The 19,007-nt window shown below is 49.0% G+C and carries 13 protein-coding genes; 7 read left to right on the forward strand and 6 right to left on the reverse strand.

What is annotated here, in order from left to right; all coding sequences use genetic code 11:
• Positions 1 to 154: 154 nt before the first annotated feature.
• From DESAL_RS18725 to DESAL_RS18740, 4 genes are all read left to right on the forward strand, one after another.
• Entirely contained in the window at positions 155 to 763 is a 609-nt protein-coding gene (locus DESAL_RS18725) for a DUF4390 domain-containing protein (protein WP_015853538.1), read from the forward strand.
• Positions 764 to 776: 13 nt separating this feature from the next.
• The gene (locus DESAL_RS18730; RefSeq protein ID WP_015853539.1) at positions 777 to 2,969 is read left to right on the forward strand and encodes a sensor histidine kinase; all 2,193 of its coding nucleotides are present in this window, start codon (positions 777 to 779) and stop codon (positions 2,967 to 2,969) included.
• Between the two features lie 103 nt (positions 2,970 to 3,072).
• Entirely contained in the window at positions 3,073 to 4,470 is a 1,398-nt protein-coding gene (locus tag DESAL_RS18735) for an HD domain-containing phosphohydrolase (RefSeq protein ID WP_015853540.1), read from the forward strand.
• Entirely contained in the window at positions 4,471 to 5,862 is a 1,392-nt protein-coding gene (locus tag DESAL_RS18740) for a sigma-54-dependent transcriptional regulator (RefSeq protein ID WP_015853541.1), read from the forward strand. It abuts the gene before it with no gap.
• Positions 5,863 to 5,874: 12 nt separating this feature from the next.
• On the opposite strand, the gene DESAL_RS18745 is transcribed toward DESAL_RS18740, so the two are convergent.
• From DESAL_RS18745 to DESAL_RS18755, 3 genes are all read right to left on the reverse strand, one after another.
• Entirely contained in the window at positions 5,875 to 6,579 is a 705-nt protein-coding gene (locus DESAL_RS18745; RefSeq protein ID WP_015853542.1) for a carbonic anhydrase, read from the reverse strand.
• Positions 6,580 to 6,850: 271 nt separating this feature from the next.
• A complete protein-coding gene (locus DESAL_RS18750; RefSeq protein ID WP_015853543.1) occupies positions 6,851 to 7,996 on the reverse strand; it encodes a lysylphosphatidylglycerol synthase transmembrane domain-containing protein in 1,146 nt (381 codons plus the stop codon).
• Positions 7,997 to 7,998: 2 nt separating this feature from the next.
• Positions 7,999 to 10,707, reverse strand: coding sequence for a bifunctional acetate--CoA ligase family protein/GNAT family N-acetyltransferase (locus tag DESAL_RS18755; RefSeq protein WP_015853544.1), 2,709 nt, complete (start codon positions 10,705 to 10,707; stop codon positions 7,999 to 8,001).
• 224 nt (positions 10,708 to 10,931) lie between these two features.
• Between DESAL_RS18755 and acs the strand changes: the two genes are divergently transcribed.
• The 3 genes from acs (at position 10,932) to DESAL_RS18770 (ending at position 16,003) form a co-directional block, all read left to right on the forward strand.
• Positions 10,932 to 12,908 (forward strand): acetate--CoA ligase, encoded by a 1,977-nt coding sequence (gene acs / locus DESAL_RS18760; RefSeq protein WP_015853545.1) that lies wholly within the window; start codon positions 10,932 to 10,934, stop codon positions 12,906 to 12,908.
• A gap of 3 nt (positions 12,909 to 12,911) precedes the next feature.
• The gene (locus tag DESAL_RS19940; protein ID WP_015853546.1) at positions 12,912 to 13,364 is read left to right on the forward strand and encodes a pyridoxamine 5'-phosphate oxidase family protein; all 453 of its coding nucleotides are present in this window, start codon (positions 12,912 to 12,914) and stop codon (positions 13,362 to 13,364) included.
• Between the two features lie 104 nt (positions 13,365 to 13,468).
• The gene (locus DESAL_RS18770) at positions 13,469 to 16,003 is read left to right on the forward strand and encodes a cache domain-containing protein (RefSeq protein WP_015853547.1); all 2,535 of its coding nucleotides are present in this window, start codon (positions 13,469 to 13,471) and stop codon (positions 16,001 to 16,003) included.
• Here DESAL_RS18770 and DESAL_RS19945 read toward each other — a convergent pair.
• The 3 genes from DESAL_RS19945 to DESAL_RS18785 are packed head-to-tail and all read right to left on the reverse strand — an operon-like array spanning position 15,962 to position 19,005.
• Positions 15,962 to 17,419 carry a sensor histidine kinase gene (locus tag DESAL_RS19945; RefSeq protein ID WP_015853548.1) on the reverse strand — a complete coding sequence of 486 codons (1,458 nt, stop codon included), beginning with the start codon at positions 17,417 to 17,419 and terminating at the stop codon, positions 15,962 to 15,964. The two genes, DESAL_RS18770 and DESAL_RS19945, sit on opposite strands and share 42 nt — an antisense overlap.
• Positions 17,420 to 17,458: 39 nt before the next feature.
• Positions 17,459 to 18,202, reverse strand: a complete 744-nt coding sequence (locus DESAL_RS18780; RefSeq protein WP_015853549.1) for an adenosylcobinamide-GDP ribazoletransferase — start codon at positions 18,200 to 18,202, stop codon at positions 17,459 to 17,461.
• On the reverse strand, positions 18,187 to 19,005 hold the full coding sequence (locus DESAL_RS18785) for an SAM hydrolase/SAM-dependent halogenase family protein (RefSeq protein ID WP_015853550.1): 819 nt from the start codon (positions 19,003 to 19,005) through the stop codon (positions 18,187 to 18,189). Before DESAL_RS18785 ends, DESAL_RS18780 begins: the two co-directional genes overlap by 16 nt.
• Positions 19,006 to 19,007 lie beyond the last annotated feature (2 nt).

A 19,007-nucleotide genomic window follows, 5' to 3' on the forward strand; every position in this document is an offset into this window, starting at 1 on the left:
TGATACCTCCGCTATAGATCCTATCTAACTTTTATATACCATTATGATTTGAAAAGACAGTTTCATATCAATTGTAACACTCTGCAATCATGGTGTTGAACAAATGATTGGCGACTGGTACGTTATGCCCGGAAACGGGAGGAAAATATTTCTAATGAAAGCAGAAACATCAATGATAAAAACGGCTCAGCAAACATGTACACTCTCCAAAGACTGGAGAGTCATGCTCCTGTGGCTGGGCATGTTGACCATTTTCCTCCCGGCAGGCGCACAGGCAAGTTCCCTGCAACTCAAGAATATGGTTCTCGATAATCAGGCCGGTTCCATCATGGCCCGCTTCGGAATTGAACTTGTCGCCGACGCACAAGTGGAAGATGCCCTGCTAAACGGTATGAAACTTAAACTTGAATGTGATGCTTCCCTCTTTGAGCATAAAAATGTCTGGCTGGACTCAAAAGTAGCAAGCAAAACGTATAGCAATAAACTTTATTTTGACTCCCTCTCCAACCAGTTTGTACTGGAAAAACCCGGAGCTAAAATATTAAAACACAAAAACCTGTCCATACTTTTACGAGAAGAATGGAAAAATTTTATCCTTGATTTAGGCCCATGGTCCACTCTCAAACGCGGGGAACGATACAACCTGCGCCTGAAAGTTCGCCTAGACCGCACAGAAGTCCCGGCATGGCTCAAGAGTACTCTCTTTTTCTGGTCTTGGGACGTAATCCCGGCCGCCACCTATCAGCTGGATTTCACCTACTGATTTTAGAATCGCAATGACTGAACAGAATATCAAAATAAGTGTGCCCGACACCAAGGAACGCAAACGCAGGCAACGGGAATATTATATTGCCTTTTTCTGCCTGCTGGTCTTCGTGGCACTGGGCTTTGTACAGCTCAAATACATCGGGGTAAACTCCTACCTTTTCGTAGGTCTGTTCAACCTGAACTTCATTCTGCTGCTCATTGTCCTGTTCATCGTGGTCCGCAACGGAGTCAAACTGCTTCTTGAACGACGGCGCAGGGTGCTCGGCTCCAAGCTGCGAACGCGCATGGTCCTGTCTTTCATGTCGCTTTCCCTTGTTCCGACCCTGCTCATGTTTTTCATGGCCATGCAGTTCGTGCAGATTTCCGTGGATTACTGGTTCAAAAATCAGGTTGAAGAATCCATGGTCCAATCCCTTGAACTGGGAAGGGCGTTTTATGCCTCGGCGCAGGAGGGACTGGAACGGCGCGGGGAAAATATCCTCGGAACCATCAAGGAAAGCCGCTATGCATGGGGCGGTAAATCCATGAAAAAATTTCTCGGTAAAAAGCTCGGGGAATACGACCTCGGCCTGCTTGGGGTTGTGCGCCCGGACCGTAAAAAAATCAACTGGTACTCACAGGGATCATGGGACAAGGCATGGTCGGAGATCAATGCCAAGGTTGATTGGGAGGATATGCAAAAGAATCCACGGTTCTGGTCCACCATCCACCCCATGCCCGGTAACGACATGGTTATCGGTATTCTGCCCGTGGATGAGGGCAAAACAGGGTTTCTGATCATCGGGGAAAATATCGGACAGGGAATGCTTTACAAGCTGGACCGGGTTGTACGAGGTCTTGATGAATACAAACAGCTCAAGACACTGAAGTACCCGCTCAAGATGAGTCTTTACCTGACTCTGGGCGTTACCACCTTGCTGATTATCCTCGGGTCCATCTGGTTCGGATTCCGTCTTTCCAAAGAGCTTTCCGCTCCTATTCAGGCACTGGCGGCGGGTTCACAGCGTATTGCGCGAGGTGACCTTTCCGTACGCCTTGAAGACCGCTCTGACGATGAACTGGGCTTCATGGTCCAATCCTTCAACCGCATGGCAGAAGACCTTGAAGACAGCCAGAAAAGCCTGAAAACAGCCAACGACAGGCTGGCACAGCAGAATCAGGAACTGGAACGCAGGGGCCGCTATATGGAAGCGGTACTCAACAACATTACCGCCGGGGTTATCTCCCTTAACGAAGAAGGCAAAATCAGCACCGTCAACTCTGCCATTGAAGAGATGCTCGGCATCGAAGCCCGCTTTGTACACGGGAAAGATCCGCTGGCCCTTCTGCCGGAAGGCGATCTGGCCTCACTTATTGCCGAAGCCCGCTTACACATGGCAACCAGCCCCTTTTCTCAGTGGCAAAGGCAGCTATCCCTCACCGTTGAAGGAAGGCACAGGAAGTTTCTGGTCAACGTTGTGGCCCTCAAAGCCGGGGATTCCAGTACCGGTATCGTTGCCGTGTTCGAAGATATTACCGAACTGGAAAAAATGCAGCGCATTGCGGCATGGCGCGAGGTTGCAAGGCGCATCGCCCATGAGATCAAGAACCCGCTTACTCCCATCAAGCTTTCAGCCCAGCGATTGCAGCGTAAATTCGGACAGGAAATCGAGGATAATGTTTTCCGTGAATCCACAGACCTGATAATTTCCCAGGTTGAACATCTGCAACAGATGGTTCAGGAATTTTCCGCCTATGCCAAGCTGCCGGAAGTACGGCTCAAACCGGACAATATCGCCCCCCTTCTTGAAGAAGTGGTCAGCCTTTACCGCAACAGCCACAGCAACATTGAATGGTCGCTGAGCTTTGACGGAGAACTGCCGCAATTGGAACTGGACCGCGAGGCCATGCGCCGTACTTTAATCAACCTGCTGACAAATGCAGCGGAAGCTTTGGACAACTGCGAATCTCCCACAGTAACCATCACCGCCATGCATGATGCCACCCTTGGCTGGTTGAGAATCGAAGTTCAAGATAACGGCCCCGGACTCTCCGCAGATGAACGGTCCAGAATGTTTGAACCTTACTTTTCAAGTAAAAAGAGCGGAACCGGGCTGGGTCTGACTATCGTCAAATCCATTGTCACGGATCATCGCGGATTTATTAGAGTCAAACCGGCTGATCCACACGGCACCATCTTCGTTCTGGAACTGCCGACCTGATATATTTTCCCTTATGCTTGCCTGACACTTATAATATCGTTTAATATAATACCGTATTTCAAAAAATTACTTTCTATAGTGAACAGTAACAAGCGGGATTCATATGATTTCATACAATGAAAAGAATGCCAAAAATAAGCTCCCATCCCGAATAATGGTCGTTGAAGACGAAGCTATCGTTTCTCTGGACATACAGGGACGACTCAAAAGTCTTGGATACGATGTTGCTGGAATAGCCACGTCCGGAGAACAGGCCTTAAAACTTATTGAGGAAACTTCCCCGGACCTGATTCTCATGGATATCATGCTTGAAGGGGACATGGACGGCATAGACACCGCTGCAAAAATCAAGAAATACCACAGCATTCCAATTATTTACCTCACTGCTTATGCAGACAACGACACTCTGAAACGCGCCAAAATAACTGAACCGTTCGGGTACATAATCAAACCTTTTGAGGATCGGGAACTCAACCTGACTATTGAAATGGCGCTCTATAAACACCATGCAGAAAGCACCCTCAATGATAATCGCCGCTGGCTGAAAACAACTTTCGACAGTATTGATGATGCAGTCATCACCACGGATCACCGTGGACGGATCAAATCAATGAATAAAGCCGCTTGTTTACTAATGGAAAGTGACATTGATAATATGTTCGGACGAGATTTTCAGGAAGCTGTAGATATTTTTGAAAGCGCTACAATGGAGTCCATCAAAATATTTTCGCAAAATGATTCAGTTCTCGGCGATGTAGTCCTTAAAAGTCCACAAGGAACTATCCCGGTATCAGTCAATATCTCAGGAATCTCAGAAAAAAATGATGTTGTGGGTAAGGTAGTGGTTCTACGGGATATTTCCGAACTTAAAAAAAGTGAAGACGCACTTAAAAAAAGCCTCAGTCAGCTAAGACGCACTTTTGATGAGACGGTTGTCTCCCTGACAGCCATGTCTGAGAAACGAGACCCTTATACTTCAGGCCACCAGCAACGCGTAGCAGAACTGGCCTGTCGCATAGCTGTAAAAATGCGGCTCTCAGCAGAAGAAATCAACTGCATCAGGATTGCAGGGATCCTGCACGATGTCGGGAAAATATCTATCCCGGCAGAGATTCTTTCCAAACCGACCAGACTGACTAATCTTGAAATGAACCTGATGAAGACCCATAGTGAAGCAGGCTATGAAATCCTGAAAGGAATTTCCTTTCCATGGCCCGTGGCCGATATAGTAATTCAGCACCATGAACGCATTGACGGAACCGGATACCCCAATGGACTCAGTGGAGACAATATCCTGCGTGAAGCCCGGATTATCGCTGTAGCTGACGTAGTTGAAGCCATGAGTTCCCACCGACCCTACCGTGCTGCCCTCGGTCTGCCCAGAGCCATGGCGGAAATTGCACGAGGACGCGGAACAGCGTATGATCCTGAAGCTGTAGATGCCTGCACCCAATTAATAGAAGAAGATAATTTTTCCTTTGAAACACGTACGGAAATATAGATGAGCAAAAACATACTGATTGTAGATGATGAAGACGGCATCAGATACTCCCTTCGCGGAATTCTTGAAGATGAGGGCTTTGACGTAAGCGAGGCTGAATCCGGTGAAAAGGCCCTTGAGCATCTCAATGAAGACCAGCCTGACCTTGTATTTCTGGACATCTGGCTTCCGGGCATGGATGGACTTGAGGTCCTCGACCGCATCAAAAAGGAATGGGACTGGCTGCCCGTGGTCATGATCTCCGGTCACGGAAATATTGAAACCGCTGTTTCCGCTATCAAAAAGGGTGCATTCGACTTCATCGAAAAACCTCTTTCCCTTGAAAAGGTGGTTATTACAGCTGAAAAAGCCGTGGAATTCTCACGCCTGCAATCAGAAAACAAAGCTCTGCGCACCCGCATTGCCGCTGAACAACCTGCCAGATTAACCGGACAATCCGAATCCATCGACTCCATGCGCGAGGTAATCGGTCAGGTAGCCCCCACTGATGCGTGGGTACTTATCACCGGAGAAAACGGAACCGGTAAAGAAATCGTAGCCCGCTCAATCCACTCCCAAAGCCAAAGGGCGGATAAACCCCTTGTGGCGGTAAACTGTGCAGCCATTCCTGAAGAATTGATTGAGTCGGAACTTTTCGGCCATGAAAAAGGAGCTTTCACCGGCGCGGAAAAAGCTCAGGAAGGTAAGTTTGAGCTGGCAGACAACGGAACTCTCTTTCTGGATGAAATCGGAGACATGAGTCTGAAAACACAGGCCAAAATACTGCGTATTCTCCAAGAACAGCGTTTTGAACGTGTCGGCGGAAGGAAGACTATCAATGTTGATGTGCGCGTTATCGCCGCGACTAACAAAGATCTGTTTCAGGAAATAAAGAACGGAAACTTTCGTGAAGACCTTTACTACAGGTTGAAAGTTTTCCCGCTGGAAGTCCCGCCCTTGCGTGACCGAAACAAAGACATCCCACTCCTGATTGATGAATTCATTACCAGCCTTAACCGTCAGCATGGATTCAAGCCATTGACCTTCACCGAACCAGCTCTCAATATTTTGACTGAATATTCATGGCCGGGAAATGTTCGTGAATTGAAAAACTTTGTTGAAAGAATGCTGATCATGTTCGGCGGCAAAGAAGTTGGGCCGGATAAGCTGCCCCCGGAAATAGCCAACGGTCCCCGCATTGAAAAGCCTGAAACTGATCAGGAACAACTTCCATTACCCCTGCCGGAAGGTGAGGTTGATTTCAAAAAAGCCCGTGCTGATTTTGAGGCCCAATTCCTAGAGGCCAAGCTCCGCGAGTACAAAGGAAATGTTTCAAAACTGGCCGAAGCAGTAGGTCTGGAAAGAAGCTCCCTTTACCGCAAGCTTAAGGCTTATGAGATTCAGGTGGATTAGCCTGCGCAGCATTTAAGGTCCTAGCCAGCGCACCGCTCCGGTATCAGTATCATAAACAGCACCCATGAGCTGGGCTTTGCCGGAACGAACCTTTTCAAGGACAGCCGGACACTGGCTCAATATCTCGCGCATTACCTGACGAACATTGGTTTCCGCCACCTTATCCGCCAGTTCTCCGCCCTTAAGAGATGGGTAAAGAACACGGGTCATTTGAATGGCAGGCTCCAGCTTCCCCATAAGCTGCACAAGGTGTCCCTTCAGCTCAACCTTATCAATAGCAGCTTTTATCAGGGTGGAGCGGGTATGGCCCATTACAACCAGCAATGGGGTTTCAAGGGCCAGCATTGAATATTCCACTGAAGCCAGCGTATCCGAACCAGCCACATTGCCTGCAAGACGAACTGTGAAAAGATCACCTAGGCCACGGTCAAAAATCAAAACCGGATCAACTCGCGAATCAGAGGAAGTGACCACTGTGGCAAAAGGATTTTGCCCCCTTAAAGCCAGAACTTTGCGCTGGTGAGAGGTCTGGTTGGGATAAACACTGCTCCCTTTAACAAATCGCAAATTCCCTTCCATGAGCAGGACCAGTGACTGATCCGCACCTCTTTGCTGCTGTTCTGCGCTCAATGCAGATGTACCATTTTCAGCAAAAGTATCGGAACAAGGGTAATTCACCAGAAATGCAGTTATCAATAATAAAAGTAATATCCTCAATTGGAGACTCCGCCGGTTGCGATTGGTTGCACTTATTAGATGGACCATACATACCACGGCCATGTTTATGCAAGGGGCGGTTTATAAATTACTTTTGATGAGACATGTAAAGTTTTTATCCCGCAGACCGATCAGATAAGCAAGACATCAATCGGGAGGGTGTCAGGAACTGCCGGAACAGGTGCAAGTTCCTTAAAACCATGTCCGGTCCTTCACCCGGGTAAGTCCTTCGCAAGAACGCCTTACCTCGCAGAACGGCCCGACATGGTTTTTATTTTTTGGAACGTGTAAGAAAAAAAACTCCACTCACACTAAATAGGGTGCTCCAGATACGAAACATAAGGAAAAGAGAAGCACCTGCAGTCACAGTGCCGCTTGAAGCCAGACGGAGCAGGGTTTCAAAGGCTGCCTCATTAACTCCCAGTCCAGCGGCTGGGGCAGGAATGATCCCGGCCAGAAAAGCCAGCGGAGCGGAAACAAAAATTTCATTAAAATCAGGCAACTGGGGGAGATTCTGAATTTGTGAAAGCAAATAAAGCGCATAAATAAGTGAAAGGTGCTGTACCATTGTCAAAGCTGCAATCTTCAAAAGAGAGGACGCTGAATTCCGATAAATAAGTATGGCCGAAACAACTTCACCCAGCTTCTCACCTAATTTCGACCCCTTGAAAAATTTCCTGTAAATAAACCCTGTTTCCATGAACTCCGGCGCAAGAAGAGGACCGCAAAGGGAAAATAAAGAAGCATAAAACAATACCGGACTCACTTCTGCGGCTAAATAATCATTGCCGGAACACCATACTATTGCGGCCAGAGCAGGAAAAAAAAGCCCTGTAAGAAGACCAAACAGACGTCCCTTTGCCAAAGACAAAAAACCAAGAAATATCCCCAACCAGAGCAAACAAAGAACTGCCATAACCGGTGTTGCCAGATGCCGTAATTCAAGCGAATTCTCAACCAGCGACCAATTTAGGGCCAGCCCCATACCACCAAGTAAAAACAATCCCATGATCCCAACAATGCGGTCCACTATAATGGCGGCACCAACCTTGGTGCCCTCTCCGGTAATGCGGGTGGTATAAAAATAACGGGCCACATCACCGCTGGCTGATCCCAAAACACATTGGGTAAAAAAATACATGACCGCTGAAATTCTAAAACTATCCCACAGAGAAATGGAAAGCCCCGCCCCCTTCAGCAACTCAACATAACGAGGCGCTGAAAGGGCCATCCCTGCCGCAATCACCAAACAACTCATAATCAAGGTCGGTATCTGAGCTGCTTCCACCAATAAGTATTCCGGGCGAATGCCTCCTGACTTAACCAGCCAGAAAAGAAGTCCCCCGGCGAGGAGGACTTTTAATACATTACCAACAAGAGCCTTGCGGCGGCTTGCAGCGGGTTCAGGATAATTCAATTCTACTCCGTGTCGTCTTCCAATTTAGTACAATCAAGCCGCATTTCCACAAGGTCCTCTTCGTAATTTTCACGAATCTCAAATCCGAACTTTCGAGAAAGTCCCTGCATGGCTTTGTTTTCGAAAAGAGTCTGGCCCACCAGCCAGTGGGTACCGCGTTCTTTTGTATAGCGTATAATTTTATGAAAAAGCATGGACCCCAGACCGGTTCCTTTAAGATCGGACCGAATCAAAATGGCAAACTCAGCCTCGGAATTATCCGGCTTAGTGGATGTGCGCACCACACCGAGAGTTTCAGGAATTCCGGACTCGCCCACAGCTGTGGCTATAAATGCCATCTCGCGGTCATAGTTGATCTGGGTAAAGCGGGACATGTCTTTGTGATCAAAATCCCTGCGCACCACGCCAAAAAACCGCATACGCATATCCTCATCCGAAACCTGTTCCAAAAACTTATAATGAGCCGGTTCATCTTCAGGTCTAATAGGCCGCAGGGTTACCTGCCTGCTGTCCCGAAGAACAACACACTCTTCCAATTCACGGGGATATGGACGGATAGCCAACTGCGGGCAGTCCTCACGGCATTCAGCCACCAGAATCTTGGCTCCAAGGGCCAACACTCCGGTATCATCCCCGTAGAGAGGGTTGATATCCAGATGGACTATCTGTGGGATATCAATAAAGAGCTGCGAAACCTGTATCAAGGTCAGACAAAGGTCGTCAATGTCCGCGGGAGGCTGTGTGGGAGTACCTGAAAGCAGCCGGGAGATACGGGTCCTGCTGATCAGTTCCCGGGCAAGGGTCATATTCAATGGCACCATGGCTACAGCCTGATCACGGACAACTTCACGGGTCATACCCCCATGACCGAAATGTATGATCGGACCGAAGGTGGAATCAGCGGACGCAGAAATGAATAGTTCATGGGACCCAAGCCTGCGACCCATTTTCTGAACAGTGAACCCTTCGATATATGCATCAGGACGCTGGCGGTTGACACGGGTGAGCATGGTTGCCGCCGCTTCCCAGACCTTTTCCGTGCTTTCAAGGTCAAGGACAACACCCCCTACATCATAGGGCTGGTTAATCTGCGGAGAACGAATTTTAAGAGCTACCGGACAGCCAATCTCATCTGCGGCAATAACGGCTTCCCGGGCGGACAGTGCCACCTTTGTTTCCACAACAGGCAGACCATAGGCCGCAAGAACCCTGCGAGCCTCCGGTTCATTAAGCTCCTGCCGTCCTTCGGAAAGAGCCTTGCGCACAGTCTCTCGGGCAGTGGTCGTGTCCGGGAAAAAGTCAGTAGGCAAAGAATCCGGAGTTTCGGTCAGTAACTCCTGGTTCCGCTGATACTCGGCCATGTACATAAACGCACGCACAGCCTGATCTGCACTCTCATAAGTAGGAATGCCGTGAACAGAAAAAATTTTACGCGACTTGCGGGACATATCCGAGCCCAGCCATGATGTCAGCACCATACGCCGGACCCTCTTAAGGCCCTTGGCAAGAATTTCAGCAACTTCAGCGCTGGAAATTCCGGCAAAAGGAACATGGACCACCAGCACAGCGTCCACTTCCTTATCTTTAATCAACACCTTGAGTGCATCGAGATATTTCTGACCGGGGGTATCAAATTTGATAGTCACCGGGTTGCCTCCGCTCCACTCTCCGTCAAATACGGTATTCAGCTTTTCAACCGTATCATCGGAAAGCTTTGCAAGCTTACCCCCTCGACGGATCAATCCGTCCGCTGCAGCGAGTCCCGCGCTGGTTCCGTTGACGATAATTGCCAAACGGTCTCCGCGCACAGGCTGACGCAAACTGGCAAGGGTCTGCGCTGCGTCGAACATGCCGTCAATGGTCTGCACCCGAAGCATCCCGGCCCTGCGGAAGGCCACATCATAAACTTCATCGGCCCGGGCAATCATGGCATTTTCCAGGCGGGCCAGTTCCTGCGTTACGTGCTGCAAAGCCTGCCCCGGACGGATAGCCAAAACAGGTTTATTACGCGAAGCCGCACGAGCCGCGGACATAAAATCACGGGCATCATGAATAGATTCAATATAAAGCAGGATGGAACGGGTCTGGGCATCAGAACCGAGATAGTCAAGAACATCACCAAAAGTTAAATCAATACGGCTTCCCAGCGAAACCACATGGGAAAAACCGATATCATTTGTTGCCGCCCAGTCCAGAACAGTAGGGATAAAACTGTCCGACTGGGAAACAAAGGCTATTTTGCCCGCCTTGGCAGGTAGGGGAGCAAGGCTGGCATTGAGATTCATGGCCGGAACAATAAAGCCAAGACTTTTGGGACCGAGAATTCTCATTTGTGGAGAATTGGCCGCCCTGAGCAGCTCGGCCCGCAGCCTGACCCGTTCATTCTCGGGAATGGCACTAAACCCCGGACCGATCAAAGCGCAAGCCTTAACCCCGATGTTGCGAAGCCTTTCCAGCAGAGGCGGACATTCTTCAAGTGGAAGGCAGATAATCGCAAGGTCCGGGACCTTGGGCAGTTCAGACACATCCTTATAGGTCAAAACTCCGGAAATGGCTTCGGCATCGGTACTCACCGGCATCACCGGACCGAGAAAACCTCCGCCCATAAGGTTGCGCATGAGAATATTTCCCGCATTTGCAGGGTCATTGGTTGCACCGATTACGGCTACTGATCCGGGCTGAAATAGATATTCCAGATTGATAACACTCATGAAAGCCTCTTGTTTGGGTTCCGCTGCTTATCCTTCCACAACCTTCTACATACCCGTTGATCAAGCTGCATATCAAGCATAAAGCGTTCAACACAGCCCTAAATATTCCATTTCCGCCGATGGTTATCGGTCCGCAACCCTGTTCAACCCGGCTGAAACAGCGTATATGATAACTTGAAGTGTACACAAACCAGCATAAAATTTCATGAGTCGGAGCCGGAAATATGAGTGAGAACAGCATTGAAACCCTGATGAACGAAGAGAGGACCTTTGATCCTCCAGAGGAAATGCTGGAGAATTCCAATATAACTGCACAGCAATACGAAGAAGCCTGCCGTATTGCAGATGAGGATCCCGAAAAATTCTGGGCTGAGAGAGCGCGGGAATTGTTACTTTGGAAACGGGATTTCAAAACCGCCCTTGAGTCTGATCCTGAAAAAAATGAGTACAAATGGTTTGCCGGAGGCAGGCTGAACGCCTCTGAAAACTGTCTCGACCGCCATCTGGAAAACGGCAAACGCAACAAGGCCGCCTTGATCTGGCAAGGTGAACCGGAAGATGAAGTCCGGGTCTTCACATACCACATGCTTCACCGCAAGGTCTGCCGCTTCGCTAATGTGCTCAAAAAAATGGGTGTATCCAAGGGTGACCGGGTAGCTATCTATCTGCCAATGGTTCCCGAACTCGTTATCTCCATGCTGGCCTGCGCGCGTATCGGTGCAGTGCATTCAGTAATTTTCGCCGGATTTTCCGCAGTCAGCCTGCAAAGCCGAATAATTGACTGCGATGCAAAAATACTCATTGCCGCGGATGGTGTGCTCCGCGGGGGTAAAACCATTCCCCTGAAGCGTAATGTGGATGAAGCTCTTTTCGAATGCCCTTCAGTTGAACAGGTCATCATGGTCAAACGCACCGGGGATGAAATAGATTTCATCGAGGGCCGCGACACATGGTGGCAGGATGAAATGGCAGCACCGGACATTGAGGACTACTGCAAGCCGGAATCCATGCGTTCCACAGACCCGATGTTCATTCTGCACACCTCCGGTTCCACGGGGAAACCCAAAGGCATAGTGCACAGTACCGGCGGTTATATGACCATCACCGCCCACACCAGCCAATGGGTATTTGACCTGAAAGACGATGACGTACACTGGTGCACTGCCGATATCGGCTGGATCACCGGACACAGCTACACTGTATACGGACCGTTGGCCCTTGGAGCGACCACCCTGCTCTTCGAAGGTGTCCCGACCTATCCCCGTCCAGACCGCTATTGGGAGATCATCAACCGTTACGGGGTAAACATCTTCTATACCACCCCCACGGCTATCCGCTCCCTTAGGCGCGAAGGTTCGCAGTGGACCGAAAAGTACGACCTTTCCACCCTGCGCATCCTCGGCTCCGTGGGCGAACCTATCAACCCGGAAGTCTGGATCTGGTTCCATGAACATATAGGCAAGGGCAAACTGCCCCTGCTGGACACATGGTGGCAGACAGAAACCGGCGGCATCCTTATTTCACCGCTGCCCTATGTGGGTAAACTCAAGCCCGGATCAACCGGACATGCTCTACCCGGAATCAAGACAGCCATCGTGCGCAGTGACGGCAGTGAAGCCTCTGCAAATGAAGGCGGACACCTGCTGATAACAGAACCGTGGCCCGGCATGCTCTGCACCATCCACAATGATGACGCTCGTTACCGTAGGACATACTTTGAACGTTTTCCGGGCAGCTATGAGACAGGGGACGGAGCGAGGATTGATGAAGACGGATTCCACTGGATTATGGGCCGCCTTGATGACGTGATCAATGTTTCCGGCCATCGGCTGGGAACCACTGAAATTGAATCCGCACTTATCGCTCACCCGGACGTAACTGAAGCCGCAGTTGTAGGTATTCCCCATGATGTCAAAGGACAATCGGTATACGCATACGTTACCCTGCGCAGCGGTCTGGATCAGGATGACGAAACACGCACAGCCTTATGTAATTGGATAAGTGAAAAAATCAGCCCCATTGCTGTACCTGAAGCCATCCAATTCTCCGAAGGCCTGCCCAAGACCCGCTCCGGTAAAATCATGCGCCGCATTCTACGCAGTATTGCGGTAGGTGGAACCGAATTCGGTGATACTTCGACTCTCTCCGATGCTTCCGTAATCAATGACCTTATTGAAGGACAGAAAGTCCTTTTCGAGTAAATTATGAAAAATGGCCAACAATTAACTCACTGTCAGGAACTCATCCGCAAATGCAATATCCTTGTTCTGGCAACTTCAGGTAGCGATGGTATTCACACTTCGCTCATGGCTTATGCCAGCTCTGCAGATTGCAGTGAGATATACATGGTCAGCAGCAGGAAAAGCCGCAAATGGCAAAACCTGTCCCAAAATGCTCAGGTCAGCTTGCTTATCGATGACCGGGATGGAAAACTATCCGACAGGCGCCATGAAATAAAGGCTCTCACCGTCAAAGGTACTTTTGTCCCGGTTACTAATGACGCTGAAATCAAAACCATTAAGTCTGCAATTGCCGGAACTGCTCCGGCAATCGCAGACGCTTTTTTCGGCCCTGAAAATTCAATTATCCGCATCAAAGCTGATTCCTTTCAACTCCTGAGTGGTCCGCAGGATTCCTTTTACATCGATCTCAACTAAGAAACAGTTCCTCCCGGATAGTAAATAAATTTACCACATCATATTACTATGCTATATTCATAACAGGAGAATCAGAATCCCAGTATTGTGGCCGAGGGAGGATAATGTTCAAATCCATGAAGGCAATCCTGCTTTTATTTGCAGCCGGACTGGTCATATCGACTACAGCCGGATTGACTTACTTTGCCCAGCGCACGGTAACCGAGTCTGTCATGGAATCCGAATTCGCCCATGCTCAAGCTATCGTGGACGCTGTCTACCAAGAAGTAAATAATCAATATCAAAGCATTGTTTTTTCAGAAAAATATGCCATTGCCTCCCGCAAGGAACAATTACAGAACATTGTGGGCATATCCATCGACCTGATTCACTTGAACTACAATAAGTATAAGCAGGGGCTCATATCTGAAGCAGAAGCCAAGAGACTGAGCATCGAACAATTGAAGAACATGCGTTACGATGACGGCACCGGATATATATGGATTAACGACACCACTACTCCCATCCCTCTAATGATCATGCATGCGACAATGCCCGATCTGGACGGAAAGATTCTGGATGATCCCCGATTCAAAGGAGTCAGAGCAAGCAACGAGAACCTCTTTGTAACCTTCCGCGAAATCGGCACGCAATTCGGGTCTGGTTTCGTAGAATACCTTTGGCCCAAGCCCACAAAAAATGGGTTTAGTAAAGAACAGCCGAAACTTTCTTATGTGGAACTATTCAAGGAATGGGGCTGGATTGTCGGTTCCGGTGTCTACATTGATGACATTGAAGAAGAAGTAAACGTCCGAATTAAAGCTGTTCTTCAGGAGCTTCGGGAAAGCTTCAAGAAGACCAAAATCGGCAAGCATGGCTACATATTTCTATTCTCCGGTAAACCGGAACTGGTTATCCACCCTGTTTACGAATCAATCCCCATAGCTGAACTCTTAAACCCCGAAACAGGAAACCCACTCTTTCTAGAGCTCAAGAATGCTGCTCACGTTGACGGTATAATGGAATATTTATGGGATAAACCTCCGCGCAACAAAGGAGAGTTTACTTTCCGTAAACGTGCTTTTATTAAGTATTTCGAACCATTGGATTGGTATATATGTTCGACCGCCTATATGGATGATCTGGAAAAGCCGGGCCTTATCCTCAGAAAGGAAATAATCATGCTTTCCATAGGCGTGCTCGCGCTGGCTCTTTTCTTCGCCGCCATACTCTCCAGCAAAATAGCCCAACCGCTCATGAAACTCACCGCCGCTGCCCGTGCTATCCGCGAGGGAGGGGTCTCCGCTTCTGAAATACCTCAGGAAGGTCCCAGAGAAATTCGGGATTTAGGTACAGTAATCAGTCAAATGCTGGCATCCATAAAATCAGGAATTGAGGAGAAAGAACATCTCCTGACTGCTCTTGAAGACGGGAACAGCCAACTTTCAGCCAGCAACCGCCAGCTGGAAATTAAGATAAAAGAACACGCCCGTGTACAACAGGAACTGATCAAACTGCGCAACCACCAAAAGAATATTATTGATTCCATGCCCTCCATACTTGTGGGCGTAGACAAGGCTGGAGCGATTACCCTCTGGAACAAAGGAGCAACCGCCTCCAGTGGCAAGGAATTCGAAGAGGTTTCCGGCAGGCTGCTTTCTGATGTATTTCCCCAGTTGGATAAAGAGATAAAGAAGGTAAGACAGCTAATTATCGATGGTAAAACAGAACAGAAAATACGTATCCCACGTGTGGTTAACGATGAAACACGATATGAAAACATCACGATCTATCCGCTGATCAGTGACGGTTATGACGGTGCAGTAATCCGCCTTGATGATGTTACTGACAATGTCCGCATTGAAGAAATGATGATCCAGACTGAAAAAATGATGTCCGTGGGCGGGCTGGCTGCAGGCATGGCACATGAAATCAACAACCCCTTAGGGGGAATACTGCAAGGAACCCAGAACATAGAACGCAGGCTGCGCCCCGGTATGGCCAAAAATGAACAGGTCGCCCGCAAGCTGGATATTTCCCTAGAAACGGTCAACGACTATCTTGAAGAACGCGGCATACTAAAAATACTTTCCGGCGTAAGGCAATCCGCAACCCGGGCAGCCGGAATCATCTCCAACATGCTCAACTTCAGCCGCAAGACTGATGTCCACCGCACCACATGCAAGCTAAATGAGCTGGCAGACAGTGCCGTTGCCCTTGCGGAACAGGATTATGACCTTAAGAAGAAATATGACTTCAGGAAAATTAATGTCATTAAAAATTATCAGGAAAACCTGCCATTTGTAATTTGCTCGACTACTGAAATAGAGCAGGTCATGCTAAATCTTCTAGGCAATGCCGCCCACGCCATGCAGGAATACAATTGCGAAAACCCTAAAATTGAAATCAAAATATGGCAGGAAGGGGATTACGTGGCTGTATCTGTTTCCGATAACGGCCCGGGCATGGACGCAAATATCCGCAAAAGGGTCTTCGAACCTTTCTTCACAACCAAGCCCAAAGGGGTAGGTACAGGTCTTGGGCTTTCAGTTTCCTATTTTATTATCACTGAAAACCACAGCGGCAGCTTCAGTATTGAATCAACTCCAGGCAGCGGATCAAAATTCACCTTCAAGCTGCCTATCTCCTCCCCGCGCTGATGCAGGATTGAAATCAACAGCAACGGTTGTTCCTTCCCGGCCGGACTCCATGCTGATGGAACCGCCGTGTACCTTGGCGATCAGGCTTGCAGAATAAGTTCCCAACCCGGTTCCACCACTCTTTCCCGCAGTGGAATACTTTTCGAAAAAAATATCTCTAACAGCGGCCGGAACTTCCCCGAAATTATGAATGGATATGCGTGGAAATTCCCCGCTACTGAGCTTTACGGTTATCGATTGCCCGTTCGGGCTGGCTTCAATAGCATTCTTAAGTAAATTGCAAAGCATGGAGAAAAGCAACAGTTCTTCACCACGAACAAAGAAAGAAGCATTTTCCTCAACTTCGCTATCATCAATGAACACCAGAAACTCAGAATCACGACTCTTAAGCATATCCTGAAGATCAATTGCAATGCGCTTTATCAATGGCAGCACATCAACCTTTTCCGGATCCAGAATATAAGAATCCGTCTCCATGCGGTAAATATCATAAGACCTGTTGACTAATCCAAGCATGCGGTATCCGGCATCCTGAATATTCTTGATCAGCTCGATCTTTTCAGGATCACTTTCATCAGCAATCAGCAGGTGCGGAATATTAATCACCGCATTGAGCGGGGTCTTCAAATCATGTCTGGTGATGCGCTCGACATCAACACGAAGTAATTCGCCCCTCTCATGGTTAATAACATCGATAATAGTCGAGGCCACGGAACTACAGAAATACTCAAGAAAATCCGTACCCATCTCAGGATGAAAACGATCTTCCGAAGGATCATGGATGGAGAATAAACCGATCAGTTTCCCGGGGTTGTACTTATCAATCATCCCGAAGGCGAAACAGGAACCACCCATCTCCGGACCTACTTCCGGGTCCCCGAAAAAAACATCCGGACGCATCATCCGTGAAATAGGACCGAGAAAAACACGGTTGGGACCATTATTCAAGGTTGCATCAATATAGCGCATGCAACCCTTGAGATAAAAAGTCGGGATTTCCGGGCAGGGCATCCCCTTACACAACTCCCGATCCAGAACCACAGCAATACGGCCCAGACCAAGCTCCTGCGCTACCCCGGTCAGCATGTCAGAAAGGCCGGAAAGTGATTTAAGACCGTTCACATACTGAAGGGCCCTGCCGAACTTGGCAAAAAGCTGAAAATCAGAATTATGGACGCTGTAGGCTTCTTTAAGTTTCCCTTCAAGAGACTTGATTCGTTCATCTTTTTTAGAGATATCATGACGAGCGCCAAGAACTTCATCTTCCTGTGAAAGAAAACCGTCACGGGCATAGGCATAATTTTCATACAGATTCTGGGCAATGAAATCAGCCTGTTCCCCGTTCTCTTCTTTGATGAGCCGCTTTAGAAGGTCCAGCTGTTCTCCGAATTTCTTCAATGTAGGCAGATTGTCCATGCAGATCCCTATGCTTGTTTTTATTGTTTTGCCCTTATATCAATTCAATGCACAGAATGCCAGCAGTCCGGCCAGTTCGCAAAGTACCACCGCCGCCCCGAGAAAATCTCCATTAGCTCCGTTGACCCGTTTCGCCAACCTGAACAAAAACAAAATCGCGCCGCCGCAAAAAACATAAGCCAGAAGTTGCACCATCGGACTGACCGCAAACATTCCAACAAGGACTGTAGTTAAAGCCCCTATTCCAATGGAAAGTCCATCTGCACCGCGCATAGATAAGCTGCCTTGTCCCGGCCTTGCCAGCGGTTTGCCGACTATACTCATCAGCGCATTACCAAGCCTGCCGAGCACGAAAATCCAGATTACCGTCCCATAAGTCCCGGCTTCATAAACATAGAAAAAGCAAACCGCCTGCCCCACCACAGCCAGCACCGAAGCCAAAACTCCGAACACACCGGAGCAGCTATCCTTAATAATTTTCCAAAACCTTTCCGGGTCGGGATAAGGACCGGCCCCGTCTGCAATGTCCGCAAAGCCGTCAAAATGAAGCCCACGGGTCAGGTAAACAGATGCCGCCACAGTCAGCCAACTCTGAATCCAGAACTTGCCCGCAAACAGCCCCAACCAGAACGGAAGCACAATAACCGCACCCAGCACCAACCCGCTAAGGGGCATCCACTTCACAGTACGCCCTATATCATCAGCTTCAATCTCCATGACCGGACCGATACGGGTCATGAAACCGAGGGTAATTAAAAAATCTCTTACTAATCCCGGTCGCACTGGGCACTCCATTTCAAAGTCAAAACATCCCCCGGCTCAAGGCCGAGCATTTCCGAGGCTGCTCCGCGATTCAGGGCCAGCTCGTAATAGCCTTGGCTTCCGGCTAAAAGGCCGGTGGCCCCTGTTTCAAGCTCTGCGTAGCAGCAGACCCGCTTAACGCAGCCGTCATCATTGCCGGAGAGTAGCTGCTCTTCGGGGATGCACATGCGCTCTGGCAGGGTCTGGGTATCAGGAATGTTCAAAACAAGATTGCCGAAACGGTCTTTGTGCAGGATGGTTGCATTTACTCCATCCGCAATCCAGACAGGCTTGTTGATTCCGGTACGTACAATTTCACGCAGGGGAAGCTTGGGGCCGAGGGATTCCAGAGAGGTTCCGGTTGCAATGGATGCAGCCAGCGGCGCAAAGATATCACGGCCATGAAAGGTTGCAGAACTGTGAATCTTGGAAGCGGATTCGCTGAGATCGGTAACAATCATTGTTCCGGGAAAACGGGCTTCCGCCAATTCAAGGACTCCGTTGTCCGGAGCAAGCACAATCTGCCCTCCGAACTCTGCGGCGATGATCCGGCGGGCACTGCCAACGCCAGGGTCGATTACAGTGATGAAAACCGTATCCTTTGGAAAATGTTCCATCGCCCCGGAAAGGAAAAATGCGCCCTGCGAAATACAAAACGGTTCAACCCCGTGGCTGACATCTATTATCCGCGAGTCGGGTGCCAGATCAGCCAGCACCCCTTTCATCTGGCCCACATAAGGATCATCGAGTCCGAAATCAGTCAGAAGCGCAATTGTTCTGCTCATAG

Source organism: Maridesulfovibrio salexigens DSM 2638, from assembly GCF_000023445.1.
Lineage (GTDB): Bacteria > Desulfobacterota > Desulfovibrionia > Desulfovibrionales > Desulfovibrionaceae > Maridesulfovibrio > Maridesulfovibrio salexigens.

What these genes read in the sequence shown, in the direction of transcription:
- DESAL_RS18725 (WP_015853538.1), top strand. Translation starts at nt 155, where the DNA reads ATGAAAGCAGAAACATCAATGATAAAAACGGCTCAGCAAACATGTACA.
- DESAL_RS18730 (WP_015853539.1), top strand. Translation starts at nt 777, where the DNA reads ATGACTGAACAGAATATCAAAATAAGTGTGCCCGACACCAAGGAACGC.
- DESAL_RS18735 (WP_015853540.1), top strand. Translation starts at nt 3,073, where the DNA reads ATGATTTCATACAATGAAAAGAATGCCAAAAATAAGCTCCCATCCCGA.
- DESAL_RS18740 (WP_015853541.1), top strand. Translation starts at nt 4,471, where the DNA reads ATGAGCAAAAACATACTGATTGTAGATGATGAAGACGGCATCAGATAC.
- DESAL_RS18755 (WP_015853544.1), bottom strand. Translation starts at nt 10,707, where the DNA reads ATGAGTGTTATCAATCTGGAATATCTATTTCAGCCCGGATCAGTAGCC.
- acs (WP_015853545.1), top strand. Translation starts at nt 10,932, where the DNA reads ATGAGTGAGAACAGCATTGAAACCCTGATGAACGAAGAGAGGACCTTT.
- DESAL_RS19940 (WP_015853546.1), top strand. Translation starts at nt 12,912, where the DNA reads ATGAAAAATGGCCAACAATTAACTCACTGTCAGGAACTCATCCGCAAA.
- DESAL_RS18770 (WP_015853547.1), top strand. Translation starts at nt 13,469, where the DNA reads ATGTTCAAATCCATGAAGGCAATCCTGCTTTTATTTGCAGCCGGACTG.
- DESAL_RS19945 (WP_015853548.1), bottom strand. Translation starts at nt 17,419, where the DNA reads ATGGACAATCTGCCTACATTGAAGAAATTCGGAGAACAGCTGGACCTT.
- DESAL_RS18785 (WP_015853550.1), bottom strand. Translation starts at nt 19,005, where the DNA reads ATGAGCAGAACAATTGCGCTTCTGACTGATTTCGGACTCGATGATCCT.